The 26,901-nt window shown below is 36.2% G+C and carries 28 protein-coding genes; 4 read left to right on the forward strand and 24 right to left on the reverse strand.

Features of this window, described 5'->3' with window-relative positions:
* Nucleotides 1-41: 41 nt before the first annotated feature.
* From AC6IWN_RS08450 to AC6IWN_RS08510, 13 genes are all read right to left on the reverse strand, one after another.
* The gene (locus AC6IWN_RS08450) at nt 42-959 is read right to left on the reverse strand and encodes a 4Fe-4S double cluster binding domain-containing protein (RefSeq protein WP_497991936.1); all 918 of its coding nucleotides are present in this window, start codon (nt 957-959) and stop codon (nt 42-44) included.
* Between the two features lie 91 nt (nt 960-1,050).
* Nucleotides 1,051-1,341, reverse strand: a complete 291-nt coding sequence (locus tag AC6IWN_RS08455; protein WP_497991937.1) for a carboxymuconolactone decarboxylase family protein — start codon at nt 1,339-1,341, stop codon at nt 1,051-1,053.
* 137 nt (nt 1,342-1,478) lie between these two features.
* The gene (locus tag AC6IWN_RS08460) at nt 1,479-2,354 is read right to left on the reverse strand and encodes an RNA polymerase sigma factor (protein WP_497991938.1); all 876 of its coding nucleotides are present in this window, start codon (nt 2,352-2,354) and stop codon (nt 1,479-1,481) included.
* Nucleotides 2,287-3,924 carry a diguanylate cyclase gene (locus AC6IWN_RS08465; RefSeq protein WP_497991939.1) on the reverse strand — a complete coding sequence of 546 codons (1,638 nt, stop codon included), beginning with the start codon at nt 3,922-3,924 and terminating at the stop codon, nt 2,287-2,289. The genes AC6IWN_RS08460 and AC6IWN_RS08465 overlap by 68 nt, the downstream gene beginning before the upstream one ends.
* A 61-nt stretch (nt 3,925-3,985) precedes the next feature.
* Nucleotides 3,986-4,783 carry an alpha/beta fold hydrolase gene (locus AC6IWN_RS08470; RefSeq protein WP_497991940.1) on the reverse strand — a complete coding sequence of 266 codons (798 nt, stop codon included), beginning with the start codon at nt 4,781-4,783 and terminating at the stop codon, nt 3,986-3,988.
* Nucleotides 4,784-5,072: 289 nt separating this feature from the next.
* A complete protein-coding gene (locus tag AC6IWN_RS08475) occupies nt 5,073-5,975 on the reverse strand; it encodes a sensor histidine kinase (RefSeq protein WP_497991941.1) in 903 nt (300 codons plus the stop codon).
* 111 nt (nt 5,976-6,086) lie between these two features.
* Nucleotides 6,087-6,863 carry an ABC transporter permease gene (locus AC6IWN_RS08480; RefSeq protein ID WP_497991942.1) on the reverse strand — a complete coding sequence of 259 codons (777 nt, stop codon included), beginning with the start codon at nt 6,861-6,863 and terminating at the stop codon, nt 6,087-6,089.
* Nucleotides 6,856-7,779, reverse strand: coding sequence for an ABC transporter ATP-binding protein (locus AC6IWN_RS08485; protein WP_497991943.1), 924 nt, complete (start codon nt 7,777-7,779; stop codon nt 6,856-6,858). The genes AC6IWN_RS08480 and AC6IWN_RS08485 overlap by 8 nt, the downstream gene beginning before the upstream one ends.
* A gap of 279 nt (nt 7,780-8,058) precedes the next feature.
* Nucleotides 8,059-8,751 (reverse strand): response regulator transcription factor, encoded by a 693-nt coding sequence (locus AC6IWN_RS08490; protein ID WP_497991944.1) that lies wholly within the window; start codon nt 8,749-8,751, stop codon nt 8,059-8,061.
* Nucleotides 8,752-8,902: 151 nt separating this feature from the next.
* Nucleotides 8,903-10,963, reverse strand: coding sequence for a Na+/H+ antiporter (locus tag AC6IWN_RS08495; RefSeq protein ID WP_497991945.1), 2,061 nt, complete (start codon nt 10,961-10,963; stop codon nt 8,903-8,905).
* 210 nt (nt 10,964-11,173) lie between these two features.
* On the reverse strand, nt 11,174-11,470 hold the full coding sequence (locus AC6IWN_RS08500) for a DUF4491 family protein (RefSeq protein WP_497991946.1): 297 nt from the start codon (nt 11,468-11,470) through the stop codon (nt 11,174-11,176).
* Between the two features lie 166 nt (nt 11,471-11,636).
* Entirely contained in the window at nt 11,637-12,281 is a 645-nt protein-coding gene (locus AC6IWN_RS08505) for a flavodoxin family protein (RefSeq protein WP_497991947.1), read from the reverse strand.
* A 37-nt stretch (nt 12,282-12,318) separates the two neighbouring features.
* Complete coding sequence (locus tag AC6IWN_RS08510; protein WP_497991948.1) at nt 12,319-12,870, reverse strand: nitroreductase family protein; 552 nt, start codon at nt 12,868-12,870, stop codon at nt 12,319-12,321.
* 201 nt (nt 12,871-13,071) lie between these two features.
* On the opposite strand from AC6IWN_RS08510, the gene AC6IWN_RS08515 reads away from it, so the two are divergent.
* The 3 genes from AC6IWN_RS08515 (at nt 13,072) to AC6IWN_RS08525 (ending at nt 15,692) form a co-directional block, all read left to right on the forward strand.
* On the forward strand, nt 13,072-13,371 hold the full coding sequence (locus tag AC6IWN_RS08515; RefSeq protein WP_497991949.1) for an ArsR/SmtB family transcription factor: 300 nt from the start codon (nt 13,072-13,074) through the stop codon (nt 13,369-13,371).
* 358 nt (nt 13,372-13,729) lie between these two features.
* Nucleotides 13,730-14,161 carry a MarR family winged helix-turn-helix transcriptional regulator gene (locus AC6IWN_RS08520; protein ID WP_497991950.1) on the forward strand — a complete coding sequence of 144 codons (432 nt, stop codon included), beginning with the start codon at nt 13,730-13,732 and terminating at the stop codon, nt 14,159-14,161.
* A 46-nt stretch (nt 14,162-14,207) separates the two neighbouring features.
* The gene (locus tag AC6IWN_RS08525; RefSeq protein WP_497991951.1) at nt 14,208-15,692 is read left to right on the forward strand and encodes an MDR family MFS transporter; all 1,485 of its coding nucleotides are present in this window, start codon (nt 14,208-14,210) and stop codon (nt 15,690-15,692) included.
* A gap of 147 nt (nt 15,693-15,839) precedes the next feature.
* On the opposite strand, the gene AC6IWN_RS08530 is transcribed toward AC6IWN_RS08525, so the two are convergent.
* The 6 genes from AC6IWN_RS08530 to AC6IWN_RS08555 all read right to left on the reverse strand — a co-directional run bounded on the left by AC6IWN_RS08530 (nt 15,840) and on the right by AC6IWN_RS08555 (nt 21,452).
* Nucleotides 15,840-16,415, reverse strand: a complete 576-nt coding sequence (locus tag AC6IWN_RS08530) for an NUDIX hydrolase (RefSeq protein ID WP_497991952.1) — start codon at nt 16,413-16,415, stop codon at nt 15,840-15,842.
* Between the two features lie 112 nt (nt 16,416-16,527).
* Nucleotides 16,528-17,733 (reverse strand): MFS transporter, encoded by a 1,206-nt coding sequence (locus AC6IWN_RS08535; protein WP_497991953.1) that lies wholly within the window; start codon nt 17,731-17,733, stop codon nt 16,528-16,530.
* Between the two features lie 102 nt (nt 17,734-17,835).
* Nucleotides 17,836-18,354 carry a MerR family transcriptional regulator gene (locus tag AC6IWN_RS08540; RefSeq protein ID WP_497991954.1) on the reverse strand — a complete coding sequence of 173 codons (519 nt, stop codon included), beginning with the start codon at nt 18,352-18,354 and terminating at the stop codon, nt 17,836-17,838.
* Nucleotides 18,355-18,650: 296 nt separating this feature from the next.
* Complete coding sequence (locus tag AC6IWN_RS08545) at nt 18,651-20,114, reverse strand: hypothetical protein (protein WP_497991955.1); 1,464 nt, start codon at nt 20,112-20,114, stop codon at nt 18,651-18,653.
* Nucleotides 20,101-20,670, reverse strand: coding sequence for a sigma-70 family RNA polymerase sigma factor (locus AC6IWN_RS08550; RefSeq protein WP_497991956.1), 570 nt, complete (start codon nt 20,668-20,670; stop codon nt 20,101-20,103). The genes AC6IWN_RS08545 and AC6IWN_RS08550 overlap by 14 nt, the downstream gene beginning before the upstream one ends.
* A 458-nt stretch (nt 20,671-21,128) precedes the next feature.
* On the reverse strand, nt 21,129-21,452 hold the full coding sequence (locus AC6IWN_RS08555; protein WP_497992192.1) for a winged helix-turn-helix transcriptional regulator: 324 nt from the start codon (nt 21,450-21,452) through the stop codon (nt 21,129-21,131).
* Between the two features lie 133 nt (nt 21,453-21,585).
* On the opposite strand from AC6IWN_RS08555, the gene AC6IWN_RS08560 reads away from it, so the two are divergent.
* Nucleotides 21,586-21,978 carry a pyridoxamine 5'-phosphate oxidase family protein gene (locus AC6IWN_RS08560; protein ID WP_497991957.1) on the forward strand — a complete coding sequence of 131 codons (393 nt, stop codon included), beginning with the start codon at nt 21,586-21,588 and terminating at the stop codon, nt 21,976-21,978.
* A 125-nt stretch (nt 21,979-22,103) separates the two neighbouring features.
* On the opposite strand, the gene AC6IWN_RS08565 is transcribed toward AC6IWN_RS08560, so the two are convergent.
* The 5 genes from AC6IWN_RS08565 to AC6IWN_RS08585 all read right to left on the reverse strand — a co-directional run bounded on the left by AC6IWN_RS08565 (nt 22,104) and on the right by AC6IWN_RS08585 (nt 26,895).
* A complete protein-coding gene (locus tag AC6IWN_RS08565) occupies nt 22,104-22,889 on the reverse strand; it encodes an ABC transporter ATP-binding protein (RefSeq protein ID WP_497991958.1) in 786 nt (261 codons plus the stop codon).
* Entirely contained in the window at nt 22,879-23,943 is a 1,065-nt protein-coding gene (locus tag AC6IWN_RS08570) for an ABC transporter permease (RefSeq protein ID WP_497991959.1), read from the reverse strand. Before AC6IWN_RS08570 ends, AC6IWN_RS08565 begins: the two co-directional genes overlap by 11 nt.
* Before the next feature lie 12 nt (nt 23,944-23,955).
* Nucleotides 23,956-25,050 (reverse strand): ABC transporter substrate-binding protein, encoded by a 1,095-nt coding sequence (locus tag AC6IWN_RS08575; RefSeq protein WP_497991960.1) that lies wholly within the window; start codon nt 25,048-25,050, stop codon nt 23,956-23,958.
* A gap of 88 nt (nt 25,051-25,138) precedes the next feature.
* On the reverse strand, nt 25,139-26,443 hold the full coding sequence (locus AC6IWN_RS08580) for an O-acetylhomoserine aminocarboxypropyltransferase/cysteine synthase family protein (protein ID WP_497991961.1): 1,305 nt from the start codon (nt 26,441-26,443) through the stop codon (nt 25,139-25,141).
* A gap of 113 nt (nt 26,444-26,556) precedes the next feature.
* On the reverse strand, nt 26,557-26,895 hold the full coding sequence (locus tag AC6IWN_RS08585; RefSeq protein WP_497991962.1) for a NifB/NifX family molybdenum-iron cluster-binding protein: 339 nt from the start codon (nt 26,893-26,895) through the stop codon (nt 26,557-26,559).
* Nucleotides 26,896-26,901: the final 6 nt, after the last annotated feature.

Genomic DNA, 26,901 nt, shown 5'->3' on the forward strand with positions numbered 1-26,901 from the left:
TATTAACTGGATATCATTACAACCTTTATTATCATATGACATTAGTTATCTACTTTCTTTCGTAACATATTTATATTTCTAGATAACACATGATAATACCGATTAAAGTTCCACTCGATCAGTTTATCTTGCAGTGGTTGTGCTAACTCTTCAAATTTCTTATTCTTTAATATTTCCCTAGTTTCTTGCAAAGTTAGCCGTCCAATTTGCTCTTTGTTCCAGAGTCCTATATTCTCCGGGCAGTTTTCTTGGCATAGTTTACATCCCACGATACAATTGTGAAACTCCTGATTGATCCAATCCGGAAATTCTCCATCTGTTTCATTATAAAAGGTAATACATCGATCCCAGTCAATTCTTTCATGATTTCTTCTAATTGCTCCGGTTGGGCAATGAGTTAAACACACCTTACACTTTTCACAACGCTCCATCCTAAGTGTACCGGATAATTCAACATTCTCTGTAAAAATAAGATCAGAAGCAAATACGGTAAGTCTATGACAGGTTCCCATTCCTTCAACATATAGCAGATTATTTCTACCGTATTTTCCAAATCCACTGATCCCTCCCAGTATCTTTTTCGGAAGCACCACCGGGTAGGAATGGATATGATTTGGAACAAATATCTCATCCACGATATTCTTAATGGTGCATAACTGTTGATCTCTTCTGCTATAAACAGGCGGAATATCTGCTTCAATTGTAAACCCATCCTGTTCAACCTCAATATACGTTGGCGGAGATGGCAATGCGATTATAATCAGAGAGTTGATATTATTATCCAGTGAAAAATCAAAATATTGATCTAACATACATTGATACATCATTGAACCGGTCAGCTCTTTCAAGCTATAATCCCATTCGAGTTGTAGGGATTGTAGCACACTACTAGGAAGGATTTTTATCTTTCCACCGATTTTTTGAATCTCACCCTGCAGCCTAGTGATGACACCATCCATCGCCTAACTCCCCTTCCCAATTGTTTCATCTCTGCATACCATACATTTATACTACCTGTAGGTTTACATACACGCATTTAATCAGTCTTATCTACTTCACATAAGGTAAAGCCTCAGTTACCTGAATGCCGACCACCGGCAACGGCAAAAGTACTGCACTGCGAATCTCATCCAGGCTTGCACCATGAACCTTCGCCTGTTCAATATGGAATGGTAATCCACCATACATCTTCGTTGTGACAAGAACCGCAATATAAGCCAATTCATGCTCCTTCTTTGATAAACTACTCTTCTCGGACAATTTATCAATTGCCCCCATAAATGCTTCACCTACACCATTCGTATCTTTCAAAAACATCTCAAAACCATTTGATACATTCATTTTTTTACCTACCTTTCAAAATATGATAATTTGTTACACCTATATAGATGCAATATAATCATCAAAGATACGGTAGGTTTATACTAATTTCCTGAAAAGGTACATATTTTGTTTGGGTGTCAAATTATATACTGTAATTATTCTTTTGCAAAGATTTCTATAACATGATCATACCAATTTTGGGATGGCTTTTGCTCCGGCATATGTAAATACAAATACGATATTTTTCGCCTTACCTCCTCATTAAGCTGATATCCCTTCTCTTCAAAGTTTAATTCTTGAATCAATTGTTTCGTCCTTTGCTGCAACTGTTCTCTCTTTGATGAGAATTCAATCCAAGCCTTGCATGAACAAGGATTGTTTTCATAGAGTAAATTACAATGATCAGAAAAGAACGAATCTATATTCATTCGTGCACGGTAAAGTAACCCTTTCGCCGCCCCTTTTGAAGTGTCCAGAATCTCTGCAACCTGATCAATTGTAAGTCCAAACATATCAACCAATGAAAATGTGATTCTTTGGTTTAAAGACAATCTTCTTACCATAGCCAAAAAGCATCCGTTTTGTAAGCTTTTTATCTCCTCTGCTACGATTACTTCTTCCTCCGGCAACGGAATAACTTGTTTTAGAAATCTACCTTCCCTCTCAAGCTTATCCCAATCTTCCACCAGCACTTGCTCGTACCCTTGCTTTTTACGAATCTTCATCAGAAATTCATGATAACAGATAGTCCGAAGCCATTTTGACAACGCATTCTCATCCTGTAATGTGTATAAATTCCTCCAGGCTTTCACAAAGGTATCCTGTGTAATATCGGCAGCATCATCCGGATGGCAGGACAACTTTAACGCATAATTATAAATGTATCTATAATAATTGTTAAATATCTGAGTAATGTCTTTCATAAATCCTCCATCTTTGCCATAGCAATCTAAATGAATAATATCACCTTGCCACAATACGATTTCTTCCTTCGGTCTTGGCACTATATAAAGCTTCATCCACTCTTTCATACCACTCCTGAAAGGTTTCATTATATCTTTTTTGAGTAACACCGATACTTAAGGTTTGTTTTCCTGTGATCGGGTGATTATTGTTCTCATAATTCAATCTTACATTCTCCAGAACCTTCATTGCCTCTTCCAGCGAGGTCTTTGGTAGAATGATAACGAATTCTTCCCCACCAAAGCGTATCAACCAATCCGTATTTCGTATGCTTTTAGCCGCAATTTGAGCTGCGGTTTTTAACTGATCATCTCCAACTGGATGTCCCCAGGTATCATTAACAATTTTAAACAGGTCTAGATCCATAATCGCCATTGTTAAGCTCAGATTAAATATATCACTTTGCTTCATTTCTTCAAAGATCATACGATCAAGATAATGACGGTTATACAATCCGGTCAGCTGATCTCTCATCGCTTTCTCAATCAAAACTTCATTTTCTATCGTTTTGATTGTAACGTCTCTGGCTGACGCAAAGATATATTGTCCCATACTTAACTGTATTCTCCACTCGAATATTCGGTAAGAACCATTCTTACAGCGAAACTCACTCGTAAATTCCTGAACTTCGTGGAAATCCAGCATTTTATCAAATTCTTCTTTAATCTGATTAATATCGCTTTCTTGAACAAACTCTGCCATTTGTTTTCCTAGCAATTCTTCTTCCTCATAACCAAGTATCTCTTCGAATTTACGATTCACTTTATGAATCTTCATATTCATATCGAAAACACATAGAATATCCATGTTTATGTTTAAAAAGCTGTCGATTACATTTTCCTGAAAATATTCCTTGGTGGTATCACGAAATGTTGTTACTACTCCAATCAAATGCTCATTTTGCGAAATATATGCGGCAGTTCCTTGTATGTATCGTTCCCCTCCATCTTTAGCCAGAAGGATAACATCACGGATATAAACATGACCTCTTTTTGCAATTAACTCCTTACCGATAATTGGCTCGCATTCCTCTCTTGATTGAATCTCGATGGTATGAAATACTTCTCCAAATGGCATTCCTATTGCTTCCTTTGCAGTCCACCCTGTATACCTTTGTGCAAGCTGATTCATAATTGTTATCTTTCCTTGTTTGTCAGTAACAATAATTCCCTCATGAATCGAATAAAGTATGGTTTCAAAAAGCTCTCTTAGTCGGTTTTCTTCGGCCAGTACTTCATTCTTAATAAGATAGGCGTCCTCCAGCTCATCACGGACTGATTGCAATTCCTGCTCATATCGATTTCTCTTCATAACAGTAACCAGTACACATTCAATATAGGTTTTGCCTTCTTTCACATCAAGTTTTCCATTCATCTGAATCGGAACATCTTCCTTATCCTTTGCTTTTAGCGTTAAATAGATTTCCTCCATCTTCCCGACATTCATGATTTGCATAAGGAATAATGAGTGAAATATGATTTTACTGGCTGACGACAAGTAATGGTCAATATACTGACCAACCACCTGTTCCAGTGGGTAATTAATTAGCTCTATAAAATATTCATTCGCTTCAAGAATCTCTCCCTGCTCATTCATAAGCAAATAACCACATGGTATGTGATGCATTCCGTTATCCAAGCTATTCTTCTCCTCTTCTTTAACCTATCTATCAAGTAAACTTCTGACTTCTAAACACAACTCAGCTAACGAACTCTAAGATACACTCTGCAGTGATTTTTGGCATACTTAAATGAGGATAATGACCCCGTGCCTCTATTATTTTTAGTGAACTACTTTTAATATTGTGATTCAAATAGTGCGCAACCTCCACAGGTACGATGCTGTCAACAGAGCATTGAAGAATTAATGTAGGTGTAGTAACCAGACTCAATTCTTTACGGCAATCAGATAAGAAAGTAGCTCTTGCAAAAGTCTTCATTATCCCTGGGTCTTCGCAGGATAAGGAGTCCTTAAGTTGTTCGGCCAATGCCGGTTTATCCGGATTGTCCATTAAAGCTGCAGCATTTGCACTAGCCCACCCTAAAAAGTTCATCTCCATAAATGTTAATATTTCATTAATATCCTGCTTATCAAATCCTCCAAAATAATCCTTGCCATCGTTAATATAACGAGGTGATGGACTAATTAGTACCATCTTTTTAAAATACGTTGGATTGTGGATGGAAGCCAATAAACCAATCATAGAGCTTACTGAATGACCTACAAAAATCGCATCCTTAATTTCTAGCTCATCCAGTATTTCCTCCAGATCCTTCGCATATCCAAGCAAATCAGAATAACGCTTTTTATCATATTGAGTTTTATCCGAATGACCGGATCCAACATAATCATATAGTAATATTTTATAATTTTTCTCTAAAAAAGGCGTAATGGATCGCCATATATTTTGATCACATCCAAATCCATGACCAAGTACAACAGTCTGTTCCCCCGAACCAATTACATTTACATTATTTCTCTTAAGAATGTGATTCATATCTCTTTCCTCATTTTCATATAATTCAGTAAAGTGACTATTAATAACATGCTATGACATGATTATTTATAATGCATCAAACCTTAATATTGATTTTATCATAGTTTATACTTTACTGTAAATGATATGATTTATTAAGCTTTTCTGAAATTCCGATAATTTTTTCATAACACATATTACGAAACAACTGATAGTATTAACGAAAACCATCTTTACCAATGATATACAAAAAAAGCCACGAGCAAAACATCGCTCATAGCTTAAAAAGGTATAAAGTTCGTGCCAAGGATTACTTTATCTTCCACTGTAATTTAATGACAAACAGATCTCCCTCAATCTTAGCTTCAATTGTACCCTTTAACTTTTCTGTTAACACTTTGGCAATCGATAAACCCAAACCTGTACTCTGGGAATTCCTTGTGATATCACCGGTATAAAATCGGTCAAAGATATAGTTGATATCCTCTTCGTTCATGCGATTTTTATCATTACGAAGCTCAATCACACATACTCCATCCTTGGTATACTGAGATATGCAAAAGAATTTATTTGCATATTTTAATGAGTTTTGAACCAGGTTATTAATTATTCGATTGAACTGAATCTTATCCCCAATAATACTGATTGGTTTCTCTTCGATTTGAATCTCCACTTGAATATTTTTCTTAATAAATTCCTGATAATGTGCAACAACAACTTCCTTCAGAATAGGTTGAATCTCTACCAGTTCATGTAGAATCGGATAATCGTCCGCCTCAATTCTTGACAATTCGTAAAAATCCTGAATAAATCCCTGTAAAACCCTCGCTCTTTTACCGATAATCTCTAAATACTCTTTTTTCTCGTCCTGAGTGGTTTCCTCGTCATTTATCAAATCTACAAAACCGATAATCGAAGTAAGTGGAGTTCGAAGATCATGTGAGATATTCTCTATTTCTCTTCGAATCTGCTCTTCTCTTCTCTGATAAGCGATCCTTTCCTCCTGCCTCTTCTTATAGACCAGGTTAATTCGATAAAATAATCTCTCCATCGTGCGATCCATCATCAGCGCTTTTAACTGACGATTGGAATCCTGTGATTTCCCAATCTCATCCATCTGCTTATTTGCATAACGAATAGACCAACATAGGGTAAATAAGCGTGCAGCCAATAAAATACTGATTATAAATAACGCTAAACATACAAATATCATAATGACTGCACCTCCTTCCTGAATATATTAAAAGATAATTACGGTTTAAAAACCAAGTTTTACTATTTATTTTAACATCTTAATCATGTTCTTTATTAAAAATTTTTTTATTTATTTAATTTCTCTTTTTCGAAAAAGAATATATCCGATTACAACAAATACAAACATCTCGACCAAACCAATAATCCAATAGTTTCTAAAGGCGTCCCCACCCCAGGTTGTTGTGTATGAATTACTTTCAAGATTTAATTTTATTGTGCCAATCATGTTATATGGTAGAATTTCAGAAAATCTTTGAACCAACTCAAATTTCATACCCAGTAAATTAGATATTATTGGAATCGCTAATAATACTCCTATTGTAGAAGCTATCGTTGCTCCGGTTCCCTCGAAGATAAATGCAAAACAATTAGACAATCCTATTGAGAATAGGAACAACGGAAGGCATAATAAGCAGACTCTTATGAGTAACTGATAGTTAGAGCCTGTTGAATGTTCCAACAAAATGTATGCTGCAATAATATGGATACCAATTATTACAACAAATGCAATTAATGCATAGATAATTTGTACAATTAATTTTCCAAAGTATATTGTAAATCTTGTCGTACCAAAAGAAATACTATTTTTCATCGTATGATTGTTATATTCATTACCAAAAACATTGGAGGTAACTATAATACATAAGAATAATACAATAACTAGATTTGATACAACCATGCTAAATGAAAAATTGGTACTCGCATATGGAAATGTACTATCTGATAACTTTACTGAAGCCAGTAAAACGCTGGAGCTGATTAATAATAAGGAATTGATTATTAGGAATAAATACGTTCCTTTTGCATGTAAAAGACGATAGAATTCACTCTTGATATATCTACTCATGGTCATTTCCTCCCACTAATTGAATAAAGTATTTCTCCAAATTAATATCACGGACTGAAATTTCATTCAGTGCGATATTAGAATTGACAACCAGCTTGCTGATGATGGATGGCTGATCGAGATATTCATATAACTGAATCGTACCCTCCGGTGTAACCTTATAGTTTATACACCCTAGCTTACTCTCTAATAAAGCCGTCATAGTTTCTACTTTATCCACCTTTAATTCCAGATATTTATTACATTCTTGTGCAAGCTCTTCACTGGACAGCTGCTTTACCATTTTACCATCATGAATAAAACCGTAATAAGTAACCAGATTAGACAATTCTGTTAATATGTGGCTGGATATCAATATTGTAATATTCTTTTCATGACTCAATTTTAATAATAGATTACGAATCTCAACGATACCGAATGGATCCAGTCCATTAATCGGTTCATCAAGGAATAATATCTCCGGCTTATTCATAAGCGCCAAAGCTAGTCCTAGGCGCTGTTTCATACCTAACGAAAAGGTTTGAAACTTCTTATTGCCCACATCCTCCAACCCTACTTCTTCAAGAGCCTCCTGAACACATTGCTTACCCGGAATTCCTCGTTGAATTCGATAATATTCAAGATTTTGTTTTGCACTTAATTTCGGATAAAAGCTTGGTGTTTCTATAATAGCTCCAATCCTTTTGCGCGCCTTACTCAGATCATTTTCCGTAGTTGCTCCGAATAAAGATAGTTCACCTTCTGAAGCAAATGCCTGACCGGTAATCAATCGAAGTAATGTAGTTTTTCCTGCTCCATTCTTGCCGACCAAACCATAGATTTCTCCCTGCTTAAGCTCCATGTTAATGTCATTTAACACAGTCACACTATTATACGTCTTCTTTAAATTTCTGGTTGTTAAAATAATATCCCTCACCTGAAAGCTCCTTTCCAATATTCCATGTTTTCTTAACACCTATCAGTATAGCGATATACTTTTAACAAGTACTTAAAAAAGTTTAAAGAAAGTATAAAGATAAATATTAATTAGATATTCCAGCGAGAAATCTATTTGTAATTTTAAACGATTATCGAAAACATCCTTTCATCCAAGCGAGAGCGTGTTGCAATGAAATATGTATTCGATTATATATTCAATTCAAGATAACCCGAATTGACACTTCATAAGTAAATAGCTTTTGACTCTCTGCCACATTTATTCATTGTCCATCTTAAACCCAATTCCCCATACTGTTTTTATATAGGATTCCTCATCAAAATCCTTAATTTTCTTACGAATATTACTGATATGAACATTAATCGTATTATCTTCACCATAGTATCCGTTTTTCCATATCTCCTGATATAATTGTTCCTTCGTAAAAACCCTATCCGGATAGGTGATTAATTGAAGTAGTATGTCAAACTCAAATGCTGTAAGGTTGATTGCATTCCCTTTCACCAAAGCTGTTCTGGCGGATGGCTTTACGCCCAAATTCTTAAATTTAAATTCGGCTTCCTCTTCTTCCACCTGCTTAAAAGTCTGCGTTCTGCGTAGCAAAGCTTCCACTCTTGCCAATATTTCATCCCGTTCAAAAGGCTTTACAACATAGTCATCTGCACCTTGTTTTAACGCATTGACCTTATCCTCTAACGATCCCTTCGCAGATATTACAATAATTGGAGTATTTCCATCTTTTCTTATTACCCGTATCAATTCTTCCCCGTTCATACCTGGCAACATCAAATCGAGTAGCACTAAATCAAAGGTGCTCATTGATAACAAAAGCTTTGCTTCCGTGCCGGAATATGCACTGATCACTTGATATTTTTCTTTTTCCAGATAGCGGCGTAATATCCGGTTAATATCCTCGTTATCCTCCACCACTAATATATTAACTTGTCCCATAACGTTCCCCTTTTGACTACATAATTATCCATATTATACCTTATATCAAGAGTGATGTAAAATGTGATATTTCAGCACGAAAAAAGCAGATACCTATGTGATAGATAACTGCTTTCAATATTCCAGGACTTAATGTATTAGTTTGGATTTATCACTCTTCGTTATTTTTTAACTGCAATTCCATCAATGCTATATTATTACGAAACTTTCTGGCCATCTCTCTAGTTATCCTATTCTGTTCGAACATTGACTGAATACAATCTCTCTCAATTTGAAAGCCAATTGTGATTAAATCAATCATTTCGGAAGTATTTTCATCCCTTAATTCTTTCCCTCTATCTGAAGATTGACTATTATCCGAAGATATCTCATTTTGTGAGAGGTTATGATTTCCCGGTAAAATCATTCGTTCTTTCAGAAGTATTTTCATCTGTTCCTGTTCTGCAATCCTACGATCAATAATTATGGAACCGTCATTACTCTTCCTATCATATAGTTGTTGTAATACATATTCATTGTTCTTTCTTTTCAGTTCCATAAACTGACGTCTTTCTTTCTCAAACACATCTCTCTGCTTTTGATTCTCTTTCCATTGTTTTGCAAACAGAAGTATGTGCTTTATTAAGCCTTTATTTACTCTTCTTTTTCTACCTCGATTATTCATCTGTCTTAATCTTGATATATAATGTTCCGCTGTTTCTTTTGAGACTTCACCCAGATTTACAAGCTTTAGGGTACTCTCTTCCTCCCATTGAAGTACCAGTTGTTTCATGCTTTTATCTTCATCCTCCAAATGTTTTTGAGTAATTCCATTTTTCCTCAACTGTTCAGCGCGTAACAAATAATTCATCCTTATATTACTTAAATCATACCTGTTCTCATCTGTAATCATATTTTCCAGTTGCTTTAAAACAGATTCCATGATTTCAAGATATGCTTCATTTTCGTTATCATCCATATCCGTTACATCTTTCCTCTTAATTAACAATGGTAATAGGAAATTAGCTGATAATAAGGACAAAAGAATTACACCGCTTGCCAAAAAAATAATAAGATCTCTTTGTATAAAGGAACTACCGTCCGCAAGGACGATCGGAAGGGAAAGACAGGTAGCCAAAGTAACACTTCCTCTAACCCCTGCCATGCTAATGATTAAACTCTCCGATAACTTTTCACGACGATTTGTTGAAAACACTTTTTTATTTCGATCCAGAATAAAGTATGTCCACAAGAACCGGATTATTATCATTCCCATTGTAATCGCAAAGATATAAGCGATGAGCATGTAGATATAAACAGAGCCGCCAAGCCAGATTGTCTTAATAATTAATGGAAATTGCATACCAAGAATTAAGAATACCAATCCATTAAGAATAAAGGCAATGGTAGACCATATGCTTTTTGAAGATATTTTCAAGGTAGCTATTTCCGGATCGATCCTCCTACTCTCAATAGAATGAATTACACCTGATATAACAACTGCCAGTATACCGCTAACACCAGCCTCTTCTGCAATCATATAAATCAAAAACGGAGTCAATATTCCTATCAAGAGGTGAAAAGTTACGCCCTCCATACCAAAGTCACGCACCCATTTTACAATCAGATATTTAACACCGGTTAAAATCGCTCCTAACACCACGCCGCCTATTGCTAAATATAAAAATTCCATACCAGCTTGAATCAATGAAAAACTCCCTGTAAGCATTGCCATAACGGCAAACTGAAAACTTACAATACCGGAAGCGTCATTGATCAATGCTTCCCCTCCAAGTAAACCATTAATTGTATTTGGAATTTTAATTCTATTACCGATGGAACTCACCGCCACAGCATCGGTTGGAGCCAATGCTGCTGCAAGAGCAAAGGATGCAGCCAAAGGAATTGCAGGGATTAAGCGGTGAATTAAATAACCCAAAATTACAACTGAAAATACAACAAGGCCAAGTCCCAAGAGAATAATCGGCTTTTTCAAACGCCATAGCGTCTTCTTATCACATTGCATACTATCATAGAATAGCAATGGTGCCAGGAACAAGATCAAGAACAGCTCCGGTTCCATGCTAAAATGATACATCCATGGAATGAAGGAAAGAATGACTCCAAGGAAAATCTGAACAATCGGGACAGAGAATGCCGGCAATACCCGATTGATAATATTAGATATCAGGATTGCTCCCAACATAAGTAGCACTCCATAAAAAATCTCCATTTTTTTCTCCTCTTGTATGTTTTATAGAATTCAACAATTGATTCATAGGATTAGCTTACTCCACATTTTTAAACTTAATTTAAATAATATTAAGTTATTAAAAATCAAACTTTTTGAAAAGAAAAATAAAACGCAGCCTGCAATCCAAATAATGGGGTGCAAGCTGCATATACTTTTTCTATGTAATAAATGTATTAATTACTTCAATTTCTATGATTCATAATCCTGTCTTTTTGGATTTTTCGGAAACCACCCCTTTTTCACTCTTTCCCTTTGTTCAAACAATTCATGAATACTCCATAGCAAGGAAAAGCCTAACACAGACAAAAGTGTAGAGGTGATGATCTGGTGAATAAATATCGCACTAATCACCGATCCAATGCCCAGGATGAGAAATACCGGCCATACCTTAATACCAAAATAATATTCTGATTTGATCACAACCGGGTGTAACAATCCAATAATTAAAAATGTACAAATTCCAATGATAAGTCCTGTAAAATTCATAGTCAACCTCACAATCTTATTTCATACTAGTTTAATATGTCTATCCTCTGTCATTATTAACAGATTCATTACCTGTATTATATCAAATATATCATTATTATCAAAGTATAATACCTGATTGCTCATCTTATCATCTTATTTTATCAACTCTTTTTAATCATATTGGTTAAAATTGCGCTAACCGAACTCCCAGGTCAAACGCTTTCTCGCAATCAACAGGGAATTGCTCCTCCTTATACTTCGCCTTCGCCGGCTCAGAAAACATGGAGGATTCGTATTTATTATAATCTGTAAATTGATAAGTATTGTAACAATATAACGTTTCCACTGGCATTCCTAACATTCTTTCAAGCGCCTTCTCATGGTATACCATTTTATCTAAATAACCAACACTTAAGGCATGTTCCTCTGTTACATTCATTGTATACAAAAAGGCACTCGGAATTTTCTTTGGAAATACCGTTGGTGTCTGTATACTATAGATAGAATTTGAAAAAAGTAGGCGTTCCAACAATCCCAATATACCTGATGTAATATTTGAGTAGTAGATTGGAGAGCCAAAAATAATCGCATCAGCATCTCTTAATTTTAATAGAACAGGTGACAAATCATCACGCATGGCACACTTACCATACTCACCACCTTTTCTCTTACAGGCGAAGCAACTCGTACACCCCTTAAATTCCAACTCATACAAGTTTATTAACTCTATATCTGCACCTTGTGAAGCTGCTCCTTCTAAAGTGTTCTTTAGAAGGGTTGCTGTATTCCAACTCTTTCTTGGACTTCCATTGACCGCAATTACTTTCATATAATTAACCTCCGACATAAATATCAATGCACTGAACTTATCTGATATAGTTCACAACATCCATCTTTCTCTTCGGCGCAGGTGCGTGTTCTTTTTCTTTGTAGCCGAATGCTACCCCATAAAATGGTTCATAGCCTTCCGGAATTCCCAGTTCCTTAACTTCATCCTCCTCATTAAAGAAGAAACGCAATAAACCGAGCCATACGGATCCGATGTTTATACTTTCTGCTGCAAGTAACATGTTTTGAATTGCAGCTGAGCAATCCACTGACCAAGCAAGGCCATCCTTTCGCCCTGATACAATAATCAAAGTCGGGGCATGATAGGTTAGATGAAAATTAGGATTCGCACTCATTTTTTGCATCCAATCCACACCTGAATTTTCCATTCCTTGCTTTGCAATTATATTAATTTTCTCCATCAACTCTTCGTTCTGAATCACGGTAAAATGCCAAGGTTGGTCATTATGTGCAGTGGGTGCATAAATTCCGGCTTCAATAATTGCATCTATGCTTTCCTGATTAATTTGCTCCTGCCTAAAGTTTCTTACACTTCTTCTGCTTTTGATTACATTTAAGACTTCATTCATAATAAATCTCCTTAACTGTTCAATAGTTCAAATATATTTTAACTATTTCAATATATCACATCCTATGCTATAATACAATGTAGTATTTATCATTTTACCCTGTTACTTCCTGAGATAATCTTGTGAACAAATGATTTTTCTCGATCTGGTATTTGCATGCAGTAAAATGGCTGCAGATTATAGAAAGGTATGGTTATTACTATGAGGGAATTATTTCATCCATCAAAAGACCAATTAAATTTATCAAATATATTAAATGCACTCGGAGATCCCATCCGTTTAAATATTATAAAAACACTTGCACAACAACAAGAAACTACATGCGCTTGCTGTCAGATCGATATGACAAAATCAGCACTATCCCATCATTTTAAAGTACTTCGTGAGGCTGGATTAATTAATGTTAGAATAGATGGAAAGCAACGTTTCTTATCGATTCGATATGATGACTTGGAGAAACGCTTTCCCGGATTGCTAAGTAATATTTTAAAATATCTCTAAATTTTGATACCAATCATTTTCCTTACTAATATTTCAATAGATACATCAACAATATTCAAAGCTTCCGTTACCTTAGGGAGCTTTTTTATTCTTATTATATCATTATTGCAACCATAGACCGTAATATAAATATCTATTCTTCTTATTCATTCTTCTTATTATTTCTTTTGTCTGTTCTGATTTGTCCATTTAATTTTATCTGATCTGTTGTATCTATTCAGATACATTTATACTCGATTTCACCTTTATATATAATTTCCCTTTATATCATCTTAACTTGACATAATAAAATTATGGCGTTATATTTATTACGATTTCGTAATATCCGGATTCGAAATAAACAAAAGGAGGTTTTCAATTGTTTGAATTGTTAGAATTACTGACCAAGGTAAATGCTCAAATATTAAGGGCGTTATCCCCTCTGGTAAAAGAATATAAAGTTTCGGTCAGCGAATTAATTATCTTATGGAAAATCAATAAGAAAGGCCCTTGTAAGATTACAGACTTCGCTTCGGAAACCGGCGTACCGGCCAGTACGCTTACCAGTCTATTTGACCGCCTCGAAACAAAGGAATTAATAACTAGGCTTCACGATCCACAGGATCGACGATGTATTCTGATACAAGGTACCGAGAACTTAAAAAAACTAATCGATACTATTATTAAAAAAGCTGATCAACGGCTAACTCCTATGTTGGACACTCTTTCTCCTGAATTCATTGACCAACTGCAACAGAATTTAGTCATTTTACAGGAACAGCTTAAACAATATGCAATCGATTCAAAATAGATTTCAAATTATTTATCATGATCTGCTAATTGAAAGGAAAATCATTATGACTGATACAAAAACGAACTCAAAATGGGTTTTACCCATATTTATTGCACTAATCGGCGGCTTTATGTCTATTCTCGATTCCAGCATTGTGAACGTAGCCGTGCCAAAAATGATGCAGGTTTATAATTCCTCCGCTAATCAAATTGAATGGGTTATCACTGTTTACATGCTTGCTCTTGGTGTGGTAATCCCATTCAGCGGATGGGCAGGTGACAAATTCGGATATAAAAATCTATATATCTTTGCACTCATTATGTTTACTATAGGTTCCCTGCTTTGTACCCTTAGCTGGAGTGTAAATACCCTTATCATATCCCGTGTTATTCAAGCACTAGGTGGTGGATTGCTTATGCCAACTATGATGACAATGGTAAAAAAAATAGTTCCAAGGGGTAGTTTTGGAACCGCAATGGGTGTGGTCGGTGTTGCTCTATTAATCGCTCCGGCGCTTGGTCCTACCGTCGGTGGTTATCTGGTGGAGTACGCTGATTGGAAATGGATTTTTACGATCAATATACCAATTGGAATTATCGGTGTCCTTCTATCAATACTTTTCTTACCAAGATTCGAAAAATCCAAGGTGGATCGTTTGGATATAGGCGGCGCTATCTCCTCCGTTATCATGCTTTTCAGTTTACTTCTTGCACTCAGCAAAGCAAGTGATTGGGGCTGGACTTCCGGCAAAACACTTCTTCTATTAGCAATTAGTTTGGTAACTTTCGTTGTATTCTTAATATTTGAATTAAACCTTCATAATCCGTTACTTAATTTGAGAGTGTTTCGCTATCGTAATTTTACTGCAGCCAATATAACAACTTTTATCACTACGGTTGGTTTATTCTCCGGTGTATTCTTTGTGCCACTATTTTTGCAAAACATTAAGGGTATGGGCGCCTTAGATACCGGTTTAATTATGCTTCCCGGTGCACTAATCTCCGGTCTTCTCATGCCGATTATCGGGAAACTATATGATAAGGTGGGACCGAAGCCGCTCGCAATATTTGGCATCATCACTCTGGCTTATACCACTTTTCTATTTCATAATATGGACCTTAAGACCAGTAATTCTACCATTGTTTTCTGGTTGATTTTAAGAGGAATTAGTATGAGTTTTGCCGCTGTATCCGCACAGGCCGCTTCCTTAGATTCCGTGTCAAACGAAGAGGTAGGCGGTGCTACCGCGATATCTAATATCGTATCTAGAGTATCGGGTTCACTTGGAATAGCTGCACTTACCAGCATATTAACCGGCAGAGTGACACATCATGCTACAGATATTGCTACAAAAATGGCTTTGGCAGGAACCAATGCTGCTACCCATACTGCTGAAATCAAGGCTATGTCCTTTGTAAATGGTCTGGATGACATCTTCTTGATTGCATCTTGCTTAACACTTGCAGGCTTAATTCCGGCTCTCTTTCTTAAGAAATCCCCCCAGTCAACTTCTGGTGAATTGAGTACAAACGTTGAGGGAATTGCATAAATTATAGTCAATTTATATGAATTAAAGTTTGTTAAAAATAGAAAAACATATATCCGTAGCAGCAATCTCACATGTAGGAAGTACACAGTTGTACCCTAATTCATCATGCGGTTACTATGAATATATGTTTTTTATTTTTATTAAAAACTAAGCTAAGCTATATTCTTCTATCAGATTTATCACGGAGGCAAGTATTTGTGCAGTCATACCCCATATAATACAATTCTCATATCGATAGAATAAGATATCATAAGTACCGCTTGCCCAGGCGTACTCTCTTCCACCCGGTACCAATTCATATGGAAAATCCTCCGGGAGCTGATGCATTAACTTACTATGATATTGCTCCGGTCTATGATAACGAAAGAAGTTCAGTGGAATTTTTATTATCTCCTCTACTTCCTCCGGGCTAAACGTATCTTTGTATTCTTTCACTTCACCGATAAACGGATGAATCGTAATACTAAATGGGGATATATAAACATCTCCAGGACCTAATACCTCAATCTGCTCAGGAAGTACGCAGAGTTCTTCAACCGTCTCCCGCACAGAACATTCCATCACTGATTCCCCACTCTCCAGCTTACCTCCCGGAAAGCAAATCTCTCCCGGCTGGCGTTTTAGGTGGTTTGCTCTCTTCTCAAATAATAAGTACGCTTCCCCATCCATATGAATTATAGGAATCAAAACAGCATAGTGTCTCGCTTCTTCTTCCCCTATCACACCGACTTTGCGGTTCTTAAAATTTTGATTTCCCAGAATGACAGCCTCCTTTTTCCTATGTATACTTTATTAAAGCATACTACAAGATAAAAATAAAGGCATCGTTCCCAATTCATTCTATATTTTCTATCGTTTTTCTCTGATGTTTAATAACTAATACAGTAAACACCAAACAGAAACCATTGATAGCCAACATAATCATTACAGAACTATAATTTAGGAATATTCCGAAAATACCATATGCGATCGGTAATGTTGTATTTCCAATTAAAGATGACAAACCAAACACTCTTCCCATCATATCCTTCGGTGTATAGTATTGAAGAAGGGATTGCCAAAATACCGACGCTCCGGCGATACTTACTCCAATTAAAGCCAATACCGGCATATAGAGAAGAACTGATCTAACGTTCAATAAAATCATCATACTCACTATGATAAAGCAGGTTCCGACTAATGTTATAAATCCTAGCAAAGACTTCTCAGTAATTAAGGGCTTCTTTCTTAACGAAATAATAATTGCCCCACCGAACAATCCAATTCCTAACATCATCTCAAAGTAACCAAGATTATTTACACCGCTACCATTCAAAATTTTTGCCAAGAATGGTATTGCAACTGTTAATCCACCCATAAAAAAATGTACGACTGCGATAACCTTAAGAACCAACTTTATCTGTTTTCGATTTTTAATAAAGGATATCCCTTCTATCATATCTTTCCAGATCTTTTGTTTTTCTAACGATTGTGAACCTGTTCTTTCAACATGAATAAACGTTGTTAAAAGGGCTGATATCATGTATGATACACCATTTATAAAAAACACGCAGGTTGCACCAAGAATACTAACTGAGATAGCTCCCAACAATGGACCGATAAAGGTACACGCACCACCTACCATCTGATTTAATCCATTTGCTTTCGGTAGCTTTTCTTGTTCAACGATATCCGGAGTAAACGCCTGTATGGCAGGATCAAAAAAGGCTGTAACGACAGACATTAAAAACCCTATAACAAATACCTGCCAGATCAGCAAAAAGCCGCCCCAAGATAAATAGGTTATGATGAGAATCAGTACCCCACGTAATATATCCGTTATTATTAAGATGTTTTTCCGTCTTAATCGGTCAGTCAGTACTCCGGCATAAAATCCTAATATAATGCCGGGAAGCACTGACGTCAGTAAAAAGAAGCCCATGATTGATGGTGAATTTGATTTTTGTAAAATCCACCAAGCTAGTGCAATTGCGTAAAATTTATCACCAATTTGTGATATTATTCTTCCAATCCAAAGCAGCATAAAATTTCTATTAATCATATCCTTGCGTCCCTTTCTATTCCTTTATAGAAAAGTGTAAACTATAAACTTATAGTCAGGTCAATGAAAAATATAAAAATTTATTAATCATAAACGAGTTTATTATTCTCTGCTCGCCACTCGTATTTGCGTAATCTCTTCATCAGGTACTCCCAAATACTCTAAAAACATCTGGTGGGATTCCGGTGAATTTTTTTCAAATTGAATATGTAAAAGATCCATTGTTTCTTCATCCAAACCGGCTGACTTTAGAATCGAAACAAAGGTTTTCGTATCTAGCAGAACCCTTTTATCAGCAGGGTAATTCATTTTCAGCATCTCAACGATAAACCTTTGCTGAAGTCTCAAATATCTAACCTCTTGATTTATCTCATCCAAACGTTTTCCTAATATCTCATGTTTCATGCTGTCTTTATCCAGTATCGCTTTGATCTGATTTAATGGAACACCTGCCTCACGAAATGTACATATCTGATTTAACCGATTCCTGTCCTCCTCCGAATACTGTCTGTAATTACCTGATGTACGTTTGAATGCATGTAATAATCCAATCTTATCGTAATATAACAGTGTGCTTCGTGAAAGTTTAAACTCATCGCATAATTTTCCTATGGAATACATGTACACAACCCCTTTTAAGGCTCAATAAATATTCTTCTTATTTCCATTATATACCACTCTCTTAAACTTATCAAAAGAATTGTAAAAAAGGTTGGTGCAAAAACACTTATTGACAATACCATTTCTGTGCTATCTGAACGGATAAGTGTACCCATTTTTTTAGGTTACGTTGAAAGTATTAAACAAAATAAAAAACTGTTGAAAAATGCAACTCCTACGACGGAATATGATTTTACAACAGCCTTTCATATTAATATCAATTAATCACTTCTGTATTCGTTTTCGTTTCTTCAAAATCACTTTAAATCAATATTTAATAGATACGGATCCATCAGAGCATATCGTGGATTCGTAATATATAATTTCACCTGTTTCACATCTCTCTTAGTCAATATATAATTGAAGGTTGTGATGCGGTTCTGATCATCTTCTTCCATCGAAAAACCACACTCTTCCTTATTCGTTAAATCAACACCGACAAATTGCTGTTTTTCATTCAAACTCTTATATTTTAAATTAATTTGTAGATATCCGTATTTATCATCTCCTTGGGCTGGTAATTTCTCCACATCAGTAATGATTGCAGTACCTTGATCAAATTTCACTTCCTTATTCAGCTTAATTGATTCCCCTTCCTTAGGTATCGGAAATGAAAGCTCTCTTTCCTCATCCGTTCCAACTACGACATAAGGGATGGATAACTGATAATCTTTTGCTCCATCACTGACATCTACCTGATAGCTTCCATTCAAACCGGTTCCATAATAATTTGGTGGGTTGCAAGTTTTTACTCCTTTGTCAGTATTTAAAACCATCTTTTTATTAAAATAATTATAATTGAATTCATCTACAAAGCTAATCAATCTATATTTTGATTTATTGGTAGGATATACATTAATACTCAATAAATCACCATCCATAAATGCATCCGTGGTTAGGCTGATGTCATTATGTGTTTGCGTTGCTCCAATATCATTTAAGCTATTGTAATCCTTTATTTTTGTCAATTTAAAAGTCACTTTAAGATTGTAATCCTTACTTACTAATGTTATCTTTTTACCTTCTTTTATATATTTATTATCAATCTGGAAGGAATAATTGCAATTATAAGAAAAGTATGAACCTGAACCACCACTAGTTAATCCACTACCATAACTTTTAATAACTTTAGTATACTTTTTATGATTCATAAGTAGATATACATCTGGAGCATTCAGATGATCCTTGTTTAAGTGACTATCAGAACCATCTATATCAAAGCGCAGAATCATTGTGTTGTCTTTTACAGTTGCATAAAGTACCTTCATAGTGATGTTTTTGTTCTCAACCGTAACCTGTTTCTGTAATTTATACAGTGCATCAGAATTATTTTCTACAATTCCTTCTCCGGGGATTAGTGTTAATATGTCCTGAACCGCAAGGACTACTCTTTCATGATTGATTCCTGCAAACAGCGCAAGTAGAATTACTGCTGCAGCAGCCACAAATCTCTTCCAGTGAAGTTTCTTCCTATCAGATATATAAGAATCTTTATCCTCGTTACGACTTAAATTTTCCTCACCTGGTGGTTCCAGATCAAGCTTTTTAAACGTTAGCTCTTTAATCTCATTTATATATTCCTTACCTGGGAGTTCTTCTGTTAAATTAATCTTATTCAGAAATTTAGACGTTTCCTCTTTATCAAGCTCATCCATAATTGTATAGATTTCCTCCTCTACAGCAGTCTCCTTCAATAAATCCGCACTCCTACGCTCCTTCATGAATTCCACCTCCTAACGTTACTCTAAGTTTACATAGCCCTCTCGATATCTTCTTATCCACCGTATTGTCACGCAAGGTTAACGCTTTTGCAATTTCCTTCGTCTTCTGCCCCAAGTAATATTTCCTTATGAAAATTTCATGATCCGGCTCTCCTAGTGATTCAATTGCTTCCAGCAACCTTTTGTTCTGTTCTTTATGAATGACCTCTTGCTCCGGATTTAGTCTACGATCAACCCAACGATCTTCATTCTCTTCCATCGGAATAAAACGTAAAGAATTTGTTGATAATTTACGGTAAACATCAATTCCACGATGTTTTGCGATTGATGCTAGATATCCCTTAATGGAACCTTTCTCAGGATTCATCTCTTTTACATGATGATAAAACTCCATAAAAACATCACTAACACATTCCTTCACATCCTCTGCTGTACCTACAGAGGAAATTTTAGAATTAACAACACTATAAACTAAACCGGTATATTCTCCTATGATATAATCCATCGCACGGTTCGGATTTACAGTAAGTTCTGATATCAACTCAATATCATTCATTCACTCGCCCCCTTTTCTTTCCTCTTATCTATTAATTCGTAAGAACATATCATAATCTGACGTAGTTTTTAAAGATTGTTGAACTTCAGTTAAGTATTCAATTAAGTTAAGCGAAGTATCATCGAATAACTAATTAATAATTTTTAAACTTATTTATCCAATATAATAAATGTATACTTTAAAATTAGTTTGATTTTCAAAACCAATATTCAGGAATTAATTTCTACATCCCATCATAACAAAAGCTGATACCACTTATCAACAAGTTTGGAATATCATGGGTTCCATAATTCACCACAAAAAAGCTGTTATTAATCTTAAGATTTCTAACGAGAAGAAAATCGTTGAAAATCTTGATAATAACAGCCTCATTTATTGGTTGAAATCAAAGCAACTTATTCTGAATCAGGGTAACATTTCATTGATAAATATTATCATTTATACTACAATCTAACATTTTACTTTCTCAATTCCACTCCCCATTTTGCTAATTCATCAAGAACCGGCATAAGCTTTTTCCCGGCATCCGTTAAGGAATACTCCACATGAGGTGGGATTTCATTATATTGTTTCCGGTTAATGATATTATTTAGTTCCAAATCTTTTAATGAACTTGTCAGCATCATATTCGTTATACCGACAACTCCCTTTCTGAGCTCATTATATCGAAGTGTACCGTTTTGCGACAACACCCATAATATTGGTAGTTTCCACTTTCCTTCAATCACTCTTAGTGCTGATGACACCGGACAATTTACATTATCTATTGAATACGTAATCATTTCTTTCACCACAAATCCTCCATACACATATTTTTCTTCCTTAGTATATATAAACTGCATACTTGTTTTTTTCTATTCAAGTAATATAATTATACATGAAATAAAAAAGGAATCAATATATGGAGGTAATAAAATGAATGAAGTACTAGAATTTTTAAATGATTGTGGAGTATTTTTTATTTCTACCATCGAAGAAAATCAACCAAAGGTTCGACCATTTGGTTTTGTTATGAATTATGAGGGAAAGATAAGTTTTGCGACCAGCAATCAGAAGCCCATTTTTAAACAGCTATCGACTAATCCTAACGTGGAGATTAGTGCCTCCAAGGATGGAAAATGGATAAGATTAAGCGGAACTGCGGTATTTACTACATCAAACGGATCAAAAACGGAAGCGCTTGAATTAATGCCACAATTAAAACAAATCTATTCCGTTGATGATAATATCTTTGAAATTTTCTCATTGGAAAATGCTGTCGCAAATATTTGTAGCTTTCAAGATGGAAGCAAAACAATAAATTTATAATTCAGAGTATTTTACATATTTGTTATTCGATTCAATAACATAGAGGCTGTTAAACAATAATCTTATTATACGAAAGCATCTCTTTCAAAGATTACTGTTAAACCGCCTCTTTTTATTTACCGGAATCAAATTGTATATTCCACCTGGGGCTGAGCACTTGCTAAATGTAATTTCTCAAGTATTTCACCACGGATGGATAAAAACTCATTTGAACCTCGATCCCGTGGATGGGATAATTTTATTGACCTTATTTCACTTATCTTTCCCGGACGAGGTGTCATAATTACAATACGATCACTTAGATAAATTGCTTCATCTACATCGTGCGTAACTAGGATCATGGTTGCATCATTTTCTTTACGAAGTTCCAGTAGCTTATCTTGGATATCGGCGCGGGTGAAGGAATCCAGTGCTCCCATTGGCTCATCGAGAAGTAATGCCTTTGGTTTATTAATCAATGCACGGGCAATCGCTACACGCTGTGCCATACCTCCACTGATTTGATGGGGGTAGGATTTTTCAAATCCATTCAATCCGATCAAATCGATATAATGTGCCACCTGATCTTTATTCTCACGATATATATGTGTTGCCTTTAATCCGGTTGCAATATTTTGTTCCACAGTCAACCACGGAAACAACCCTCCTTGTTGTACTACATAACCTCTTTGTGGATTGGGAGCCGTGATTTCCTGTCCATCCAGTGTCAGTAAACCGGATTCAGGAAGATCCAGTCCTGCGATAAGTCGAAGTAAGGTTGTTTTACCACAGCCTGAGGAACCGATTATCGATACAAATTCACCAGGGCGGATGGTCAAATTGATATCTTTTAACGCCTCCACAAAGTTATCCTTATCATCTATGTAGGTGCGGTTGACATTTTTGATTTCGATTATAGTATCACTGCTCACTGCTCTTCACCAAACCTTTCTGCCACCTTAGAACATGCTTTTGAATCAAGCTTATTCCCTCCATAATTAAACTGAACAAGACTGCCATCACAATAATTGCTGCAAATACCTTATAATACGCACTCCACACCTTGGAAGCATTAATATAGTATCCTAACCCTCCTGGCTGCCCCATCATTTCAGCCATAACAAGTGTGGTGAATGCAAAACCATTCGCGTTGGTGATACCTGAAAATATTTGAGGTAGGGCATGTGGAATCGCTACGTGAAATACAAGGTAAGGAGTCTTAGCTCCAAGCGTCCTTGCCACTTCAAATTGAGTTTTCGGCGTACTTTGAATTCCTTGTGCGGTTAGTGATGCGATGGAGAACCAAGCACAAATCACAATTAAAAATGAAGCCGCAGCAAAAGGAGTCGGAAACAAAGTTAGCGCAAAGGGCATCCAGGCAACCGCAGGAATAACCCCGGTAATTTTAAGAATCGGAAATACCCAGTAGTGAACCTTAGGAAACCACCCAATCAGTATACCAGTACCCACACCGAATATAACGCCGAGGATAAAACCAACGGCAAATAATCGTAGGGAATATAATGTATTCGTCCATATATAGTCACCTTCCATCAGGAATGCCTCGATGATACGAGCCGGTCCCGGAAAGAAAGGCTGTGGAAGAATCAATAATTTTGTGCCAAGGATATCCCATAATGCTAGCGCACCACCGAGAGCAAATCGAAACGGCGCATGTTTTGCAAACTTTATTCTCCTATCCTGATCAAAGAAGGAGTATAAGGCGATGCCTGCATATAAAAGGATAAGAAAACCTAACACGATACGATATGCATCATTAATACTAATAACCAGTGAACCATATGCATAGGAAGTAATTTTTACTTCAGCAACCTGCCTAAATAATATATTAGCCAGTATCGCAATTGCAAAACCGGCGATTGTAAAAAAGGATGCAAGTAGGAACTTTTGAAAGCTCATTTGCTTTTTTTTGTTCCTCCCCTGTTTAATTAGGGGAGGAACAGTAGAATTATTTAATATACTCAAGGATGATGCCTCCTACTGACCAAGTGTCACGTCAACATTTTGATATGCTTTTTTTACAAAATCAGCCGGCTTAGTTTTTAAGTAACCGATATTATAAAGTTCTGTTGAGAAATAATTCACATCAGACTCGACATTTTGTTTATTTGAGTCACGGTCTTCTTTCGACGGATACTCATACGATTTGATTAATGAAACAGCTAGTTCCTTATCTTCTATCTGTGCGTATTTACCATCTATGATAATCTGCACCGTTTCCTCGGGATTCTTAGATATCCAGTCCTGCGCCTTACGATACGCTCTTAACAATGCCGCTACTTTTTCCGGACTGTCATTCAGCACTTTTTCAGACGCATAAAGGAAGCAGCAGTATTTTCCGGCAAAAGTAGGATCCGTGGATAAATCAAAGATAACACGGTATTTTCCGGTCTTTTCCTGAACAGAACCAAATGGATCCCATAATGCGGCAACATCAATATCTCCTTTATTAAGAGCTTCCACTTCCAGATTACCATCATTGTATGGAAGGAATTTCACCTCACCTTTCTCAGGTTTTGCAGAAATTCCATTTTTCTCAAGCCAAACCGAAGCAACCTGATGAGGGGTACCACCAATTTCATCTACACCAATCTTTAACCCTTTGAGATCCTTTACACCCTGAATTTTAGAATCCTTTTTCACAAGGAATTTAATACACCCATTATGTAAACCATCTACAACCTTAACCTTCACATCGTTTTCGATGGACGGGAAGAACTGAAAGTCACCATTTACAATAGGAATGGTACCATTGTTCAAACCGATTTTACGTGTTTCTGCATCAGCAGAGATCAGATTTACATCAAAGCCTTCTTCTGCAAAAAAGCCTTTTTCATATGCGATATAAATCGGAGCACCGCAAAGCGCACCATCTTTACCAGGAATATCAATTTTACCGAATTTAAATTTCTCGGGAGCTTTTGAAGGTGAATCCGTTGCTGCACCTTTTGTTCCCTCTGTTGACGGATTTGGATTATCCGTGGTAACCGGCTTGCCGGAGCAAGCGCTTAATAATGTGGAAAATGCTAATACAAGTACTACTAAAACTGCATAAAGACTGCGATGTTTCATGAATTTCTCCTCCTTAATATTATATTGTTCCTCTTACATATGCTACATTTATTATATATATGTTTAATATGTTTTGGCTTAAAAAAAATTACCCGATCGATTTTTGGAATGCCTGCTCTAAATCCTTAATCAGATCTGTCACATCCTCTAATCCTGCTGATATTCGAATCAAATTCTCCGGAATATCTGCCACCTTCTTCTCATCCGCTAACAATTCACCATGTGTTGTTTGCGGAGAATTAACGATAAGTGATCTTGCATCACCAATATTTACATGGTAATGAAAAAGTTCGATGGAGTTCAGGAAGGTTTCTCGCTGCTCCCCTGTCCCCTTAAAACCAAAGGATAAGATACCGCCCGCTCCTCGTTTGTAGTCCCGCTGATATAAATTATAATACTTGCTACTCTCTAAGCCCGGATAACGAACCCACTCAACCTGAGAGTGATTTAATAGATACTTTGCAAGAGCTAACGCATTCTGTGATTGCTTTGCAAGTCGTTCGGATATTGTCTCTAAGCCAATGATAGCTAAATAGGCATCAAACGGCGATAAAGCGGCACCGAAGTAATTCAAATAGTTAAAGCGAATCCTACTTGTAAACGGGAAATCAGGAAAGATTTCAGGAAAGCTTCTATGATTCCCATCAATATCTCGTAAGGTATAATACTTCTCACTAAATTGAGGGAATCTATCCGTTTGATAATTAAATCTACCTGCTTCTAACACAAGTCCGGCGATCGCATTACCATGTCCGTTCAACCCCTTCGTCGCAGAGTACACTACAATATCAGCACCATGTGCGATCGGGTTATACAGGTATGGTGTAGCCACTGTATTATCGACTACTAAAGGGATTCCATGCTCATGAGCCACTTTCGCGATTGCATCAATGTCAAGTAGCACGGTATTAGGATTTGATATACTTTCTATATATATCGCTTTTGTATCTGGTTTTATCTCCTCACCAAGTCTTTCCGGTGTTTCAATATTCTTCGCATAATCAAATTCGATCCCAAGTTTTGGATATATCTTTTTAAAACTATCCGCGCTTCCGCCATAGAGATAGGGTGAGGTCAGAATTCTTCCCCCTCCTTCTGCTAGATTTAGTAAGGTATAGCTTATCGCTGCCATGCCGGATGCCAGTGCGATTGCCCCTGAGGCTCCGTCCAGAATTTTCACACGTTCCTCCAGTACTCCAACTGTAGGATTTCCTACACGGGTGTAAAGGAAGCCTGCCTCACGAAGTCCAAATAATCCCGCTGCATTCTCTACATCCCGAAAATCATACGCTGCGGTTTGATAAATCGGAGGTGATACCGCATAGTTATGCTCTTTTGGTTCATAGCCCACCCGCAGTCTTTGTGTATCAAATAAATATTGTTCTGCTGACATGATTTTTCTCTCCTTCTTAATAAAAATTTTGCATCGCTCCTGTCACAGTCGCTACACATAATACCCACCGCCTTTCCTACGTTCCATGACCTGCAACACACATATATATGGATTTAATAGTTATCTTTAATTAATAAATCACTCTTTATCAATTCGTCTATAATAAAAGGTATCTCTCCAGTTACTTCAAATACACGCTTATTATGATGAATCATATATTCCACAGCACTTTCTCCAATCTGAACAACAAATATCGCCTCACAATCACTAATAAGAGTAAGAATCAGTTCGAATTTTTTTTCATGAGCTCCCTGCCCTTGATATGAAACTGGTACCTTACGTGATTCAACATACGTTCCTAATGTATCGATATCATAAATCTGCCAATAACGCGCATCCCCAAAATGTTGATCCACCCTGATATTATCATAACTTGCAAATGCTACTCTCATACGATA

The sequence above is a fragment of the Variimorphobacter sp. HTMS_6 genome (assembly GCF_059717775.1).

What these genes read in the sequence shown, in the direction of transcription:
- AC6IWN_RS08450 (WP_497991936.1), bottom strand. Translation starts at nt 959, where the DNA reads ATGGATGGTGTCATCACTAGGCTGCAGGGTGAGATTCAAAAAATCGGT.
- AC6IWN_RS08455 (WP_497991937.1), bottom strand. Translation starts at nt 1,341, where the DNA reads ATGAATGTATCAAATGGTTTTGAGATGTTTTTGAAAGATACGAATGGT.
- AC6IWN_RS08460 (WP_497991938.1), bottom strand. Translation starts at nt 2,354, where the DNA reads ATGAAAGAGTGGATGAAGCTTTATATAGTGCCAAGACCGAAGGAAGAA.
- AC6IWN_RS08470 (WP_497991940.1), bottom strand. Translation starts at nt 4,783, where the DNA reads ATGAATCACATTCTTAAGAGAAATAATGTAAATGTAATTGGTTCGGGG.
- AC6IWN_RS08475 (WP_497991941.1), bottom strand. Translation starts at nt 5,975, where the DNA reads ATGATATTTGTATGTTTAGCGTTATTTATAATCAGTATTTTATTGGCT.
- AC6IWN_RS08480 (WP_497991942.1), bottom strand. Translation starts at nt 6,863, where the DNA reads ATGAGTAGATATATCAAGAGTGAATTCTATCGTCTTTTACATGCAAAA.
- AC6IWN_RS08490 (WP_497991944.1), bottom strand. Translation starts at nt 8,751, where the DNA reads ATGGGACAAGTTAATATATTAGTGGTGGAGGATAACGAGGATATTAAC.
- AC6IWN_RS08495 (WP_497991945.1), bottom strand. Translation starts at nt 10,963, where the DNA reads ATGGAGATTTTTTATGGAGTGCTACTTATGTTGGGAGCAATCCTGATA.
- AC6IWN_RS08500 (WP_497991946.1), bottom strand. Translation starts at nt 11,470, where the DNA reads ATGAATTTTACAGGACTTATCATTGGAATTTGTACATTTTTAATTATT.
- AC6IWN_RS08505 (WP_497991947.1), bottom strand. Translation starts at nt 12,281, where the DNA reads ATGAAAGTAATTGCGGTCAATGGAAGTCCAAGAAAGAGTTGGAATACA.
- AC6IWN_RS08510 (WP_497991948.1), bottom strand. Translation starts at nt 12,870, where the DNA reads ATGAATGAAGTCTTAAATGTAATCAAAAGCAGAAGAAGTGTAAGAAAC.
- AC6IWN_RS08515 (WP_497991949.1), top strand. Translation starts at nt 13,072, where the DNA reads ATGAGGGAATTATTTCATCCATCAAAAGACCAATTAAATTTATCAAAT.
- AC6IWN_RS08525 (WP_497991951.1), top strand. Translation starts at nt 14,208, where the DNA reads ATGACTGATACAAAAACGAACTCAAAATGGGTTTTACCCATATTTATT.
- AC6IWN_RS08535 (WP_497991953.1), bottom strand. Translation starts at nt 17,733, where the DNA reads ATGATTAATAGAAATTTTATGCTGCTTTGGATTGGAAGAATAATATCA.
- AC6IWN_RS08540 (WP_497991954.1), bottom strand. Translation starts at nt 18,354, where the DNA reads ATGTATTCCATAGGAAAATTATGCGATGAGTTTAAACTTTCACGAAGC.
- AC6IWN_RS08545 (WP_497991955.1), bottom strand. Translation starts at nt 20,114, where the DNA reads ATGAAGGAGCGTAGGAGTGCGGATTTATTGAAGGAGACTGCTGTAGAG.
- AC6IWN_RS08550 (WP_497991956.1), bottom strand. Translation starts at nt 20,670, where the DNA reads ATGAATGATATTGAGTTGATATCAGAACTTACTGTAAATCCGAACCGT.
- AC6IWN_RS08555 (WP_497992192.1), bottom strand. Translation starts at nt 21,452, where the DNA reads ATGATTACGTATTCAATAGATAATGTAAATTGTCCGGTGTCATCAGCA.
- AC6IWN_RS08560 (WP_497991957.1), top strand. Translation starts at nt 21,586, where the DNA reads ATGAATGAAGTACTAGAATTTTTAAATGATTGTGGAGTATTTTTTATT.
- AC6IWN_RS08575 (WP_497991960.1), bottom strand. Translation starts at nt 25,050, where the DNA reads ATGAAACATCGCAGTCTTTATGCAGTTTTAGTAGTACTTGTATTAGCA.
- AC6IWN_RS08580 (WP_497991961.1), bottom strand. Translation starts at nt 26,443, where the DNA reads ATGTCAGCAGAACAATATTTATTTGATACACAAAGACTGCGGGTGGGC.
- AC6IWN_RS08585 (WP_497991962.1), bottom strand. Translation starts at nt 26,895, where the DNA reads ATGAGAGTAGCATTTGCAAGTTATGATAATATCAGGGTGGATCAACAT.